Below are 4,251 nucleotides of genomic sequence, written 5' to 3'. Positions count from 1 at the left end.
TTGAGGAAGGCCGCGCTCAACGCGTCGATCCGCTCGCTGCGTCCCACGATCGTGGCGTGCCGGCCACCGGAGAATTCGGCGAGCGACCGCAACGCCGTCTCCACGGGGCCGGTGCGGCAGCCGGCCAAGGCGATGGCAAAGAAATTCATGAAGGAGCGCTTGGCCTGGTGCCGCACCTCGCGCGGAACGTCATTCCATCGTGTGGTGGCGATGGTGCGCGCCAGGCTCTCGGTGACGCCGGTCTGATGCAGCATGGTTTCCTCGCACATTCGGCTTGAGCTTCCGACGAATGGCGGGCAAGCGCAAGCGCACGGCCATGGACCGCCCGCGCCGTTCTGCCCTATGGTGCCGCACCGACGATATCCGCGACGAGCCGGACAGAATGGGGGGAGTTCATGCGGGCGCGATGGCGGCAGATGGGTTTTGTTCTGCTCGGGCTTGTTCTTCCTTTTGGGCTCGCCTGCGCCAGCCTTTCGCCGGCAAGGGCCGACGAATATCCGTCGCGCGCGATTCGGCTGATCGTGCCGTTTGCCGCCGGCGGTGCCGCCGATGCAGTGGCCCGGCTGCTCGCCAAGCGCGTCGGCGAAAAGCTCGGACAGACCATCGTGGTCGAGAACCGCGGCGGCGCCGGCGCCATCATCGGCACCGAGGCCGTGAAGAGCGCGGCCCCCGATGGCTACACCCTGTTGCTCGGACAATCGGGACCGATCTCGATCAATCCGGCGGTCTACGCCAGGCTCTCCTACGATCCCGTCAAGGATTTCGTGCCGATCACGATGACGAGCGCCTATCCCTACATCATGGTCGTCAACGCTTCGCTGGGCGTGAAGACGCTGCAGGAGTTCGTCGCGCTCGCCAAGAGCAGACCGCGTGGACTGAACTACGGCACGACCGGCGTCGGAGGCGCGAACCACCTCATCACCGAGCTGTTCGACCAGAAGGCCGGGATTGAATTGACCCATATTCCCTATCGCGGGACGTCGCTCGCGGTCGCGGATCTGATCGCAGGACAGGTGCAGGTGGTGTTCTCCGATCCGGTCTCCGCGCTGCCCCATGTCAACGCCGGCACGCTGATCGCGCTGGCGGTGACCAGCAAGGACCGCTCTCCGGTCGTGCCTGCGGTGCCGACGATCGCCGAAAGCGGCTATCCCGGCTTCGATGCGATCGGCTGGCACGGCATCCTGGCGCCAGCAGGCACGCCGCCCGAGATCGTGGCCAAGCTCAATGCCGAATTCGTCAACGCGCTGCACGAGCCCGAGATCAGGAAGCTGATCGAGCCGCAGGCGATCCAGGCGGTCGGCAATTCCGGAGACGCCTTCGCCGCGTTCATCCAGCACGACATCGCGCTCTGGAAGCAGGTCGCAAGCCAGGCCCATGTGGAAGTGAAATAGGGCGGCGCAGCGGCCGGAGGCGCCGGCTCTCCCGCCACGCGAGTCACAGGCTGCGCCACACCATCGCTGGTAGCAGGTCCTGATGTCAGCTAATTTGTGGGTGCGAGGTGAACCAGCGGCGTATAGCGGCGTTAGGGAACCGAAGCCGGTTCTCGCCCGTTGACGATAGCCCTATGTCATGATCAGCCGCATCATCGTTCTTATCGTTGACGCCTGTGCCCGGTACCGCTGGCTCGTGCTGGTCGCCGGCGTCCTGCTGCTGGTCGGGACGGCGGCGTTCGCTCTGCGTCATTTCTCCATCAACACCGACGTCGAAAGCCTGATCTCGCAGGATCTGCCCTGGCACGCGCGGCAGCTCGAGTTGAACCGGGCCTTTCCGCAGAAGGCGATCTCGGCGGTGGTGAGCGCGCCGACGGCCGAGAATGCCACCATGGCGACCGAGCAACTGGCGCAGGCGCTCGGCAAGGATCCCGAGCTCTTCCCGACCATCGGCCTGCCGGACAGCGGCGACTTCTTCGATCGCAACGGCATGCTGTTCGGCTCGCTCGCAGACGTCAGGAAAAGCGCGGAAGGATTGACTCACGCCCGTCCCATCGTGACCGGGCTTGCCGCCGACCCGTCGCTCCGGGGCATCATGAAGGTGCTGGGCTCCGCAGCCGTCGGCGTTCAGGCCGGCAAGCTCAGGCTCGATCAGTTGAGCTGGCCGCTGTCCCTGGCCGAGCGGACCTTGAACGACGTGCTTTCCGACAAGCCTGCTTCGTTCTCCTGGCAGGAATTGCTGCAAGGCCATGACGCATCTCTCGACCAGCGGCGGCATTTCATCGAGGTGGCGCCGCGGCTCGATTTCAGCGCCCTGCAACCGGGACGCGCTTCCACCGAAGGGATCGAGCGCGTCGCGGCCGATCTCGCGCTGACCGACAAGCTTGGCGCAACTGTCGACCTCACCGGCCCGGTGCCGATGAATGACGACCAGTTCGCGGTGATCAGGACCAGTGCGTTGCGCGACACGCTGACGGCGCTGCTCGGCGTCCTCGTCGTGCTCTGGCTCGCGCTGCGCTCGCTGAAGATCATCGCCTCCGTGCTGTTCAGCCTGGTCGTCGGGCTCGCCGCCACCGCCGCGCTCGGGCTTGCGCTGGTCGGCTCGTTCAACCTGATCTCGATTGCCTTCTTCGTCCTGTTCGTCGGCCTCGGCGTCGATTTCGGCATTCAGTTCAGCGTGCGCTACCGCAGCGAGCGGCACGATTTCGACGACCTCGGTACGGCACTGCGGAGCGCCGCCAAGAAAGCCGGCAAGCCCTTGGCGCTGGCCGCGGCTGCGACCGCGGTCGGATTTTTCGCGTTCCTGCCGACCAGCTACCGGGGCCTGTCGGAGCTCGGATTGATCGCCGGTTGCGGCATGCTGATCGCCTTCGCCTGCAGCATCACGCTGGTGCCGGCGATGCTGACCGTGCTCAATCCACCGGGCGAGAGCGAGGCCGTCGGCTTCAAGCGGCTCGCCCCGCTCGACGACTTCCTGCAACGGCATCGCATCGCCGTGATCGCGGCCACGCTCCTCGCCGTTCTCGCCGGCCTGCCGCTGTTGTTGCACCTGCCGTTCGACTTCAACCCGGTCAACCTGCAGGATCCCAATTCGCCGTCGGTCGTGACCTATCATCGCCTGCAGAACGACTCGGCGACCAGCGTCAACGACGCGGAGCTGCTGGCGCCGTCGCTCGACGAAGCCGAAGCGGCGGCGAAACGCCTCGCCGAGCTTCCCGAGGTTTCGAAGGTGCTGACGCTGAACAGCTTCGTTCCGGGCGACCAGGAGCAGAAGATCGCCGCGCTGCGGATCGCCTCCCGCGCACTCGGCCGCGCGCTCAATCCACGCCGCGAATTGCCGGCCCCGAGCGACCAGGACAACGTCGCCGCGATCAGGGCGACGGCGGACGCGCTGGCTCGGGCCGCGGGCGACGCCAAGGGCGCCGCCGCCGATGCCGCGCGCAATGTCTCGGCGCTGCTCAAGAGCCTTGCCGATGGCGATGCGGGCGTCAGGAGCAAGGCCGAGGCGGCGCTGGTGCCGTCGCTGAAATTCGACCTCGACCGGCTGCGCAAGTCGCTCGCACCCGAAACCGTGACGATCAAGACGCTGCCGCCGAATTTGGTGCAGGATTGGCTCTTGCCGGATGGCCGGGCGCGGGTCCAGGTGACTCCCAAGGGCAACCCGAGCGACACCGATGTGCTGAGGCAGTTCGCCAGGGCGGTGCTTGCCGCGGAGCCCTCGGCGGCGGGCTTCGCCGTCAGCTACTACGAATCCGCCAACACCGTCACCACGGCCTTCATCGAGGCCGGCATTCTGGCCCTGGTCGCGATCGCCATCCTGCTGTATATCGCGCTTCGGCGGATCACCGACGTGCTGCTGACGCTGTTTCCGTTGCTGCTGGCCGGAATCGTGACGCTGGAGATCACGGTGCTCTGGGACCTGCCGCTCAATTTCGCCAACATCATCGCGCTGCCGCTTCTGCTCGGCGTCGGCGTGGCCTTCAAGATCTACTACATCATGGCCTGGCGGGCAGGTAAGACCGGCCTGTTGCAGTCGACGCTGACGCGCGCGGTGATCTTCAGCGCGATGACCAACGCCATCGCCTTCGGCAGCATGTGGGCCTCGACCTATCCGGGCATGTCGAGCATGGGCAAGATGATGGCGCTGGCGCTGTCGTGCACGCTCGCCTTCGCGGTGCTGTTCCAGCCCGTGCTGATGGGTCAGCCGCGCCAGATCAAGCCGTTCGAGGAAGAAAAGGACAAGGAGAAGCCGAGCTTCTCGCAGGCGGCGGAGTAGCAGAAGTGATCGTAGGGTGGGCTAATCGTACTGAGTCACAAGAAG

Annotated in this window: 3 protein-coding genes; 2 read left to right on the top strand and 1 reads right to left on the bottom strand. The window is 66.0% G+C overall.

What is annotated here, in order from left to right:
• The coding region (locus tag JOY90_RS13870; RefSeq protein ID WP_291691690.1) for an MmgE/PrpD family protein at positions 1 to 254 on the bottom strand (254 nt) is incomplete at its 3' end.
• Positions 255 to 395: 141 nt separating this feature from the next.
• Here JOY90_RS13870 and JOY90_RS13865 point away from each other — a divergent pair.
• Positions 396 to 1,391: a tripartite tricarboxylate transporter substrate binding protein gene (locus JOY90_RS13865; protein WP_291691689.1), complete on the top strand. Its 996-nt coding sequence runs from the start codon at positions 396 to 398 to the stop codon at positions 1,389 to 1,391.
• 178 nt (positions 1,392 to 1,569) lie between these two features.
• The gene (locus tag JOY90_RS13860; RefSeq protein WP_291691688.1) at positions 1,570 to 4,206 is read left to right on the top strand and encodes an MMPL family transporter; all 2,637 of its coding nucleotides are present in this window, start codon (positions 1,570 to 1,572) and stop codon (positions 4,204 to 4,206) included.
• Positions 4,207 to 4,251 lie beyond the last annotated feature (45 nt).

This window comes from Bradyrhizobium sp. (genome assembly GCF_019242285.1).
Lineage (GTDB): Bacteria > Pseudomonadota > Alphaproteobacteria > Rhizobiales > Xanthobacteraceae > Bradyrhizobium.
This window is presented reverse-complemented; position numbering and strand designations above follow the sequence as displayed.

Excerpts from the sequence above, each read along its gene's own strand:
- JOY90_RS13865 (WP_291691689.1), top strand. The coding sequence starts at position 396 with ATGCGGGCGCGATGGCGGCAGATGGGTTTTGTTCTGCTCGGGCTTGTT.
- JOY90_RS13860 (WP_291691688.1), top strand. The coding sequence starts at position 1,570 with ATGATCAGCCGCATCATCGTTCTTATCGTTGACGCCTGTGCCCGGTAC.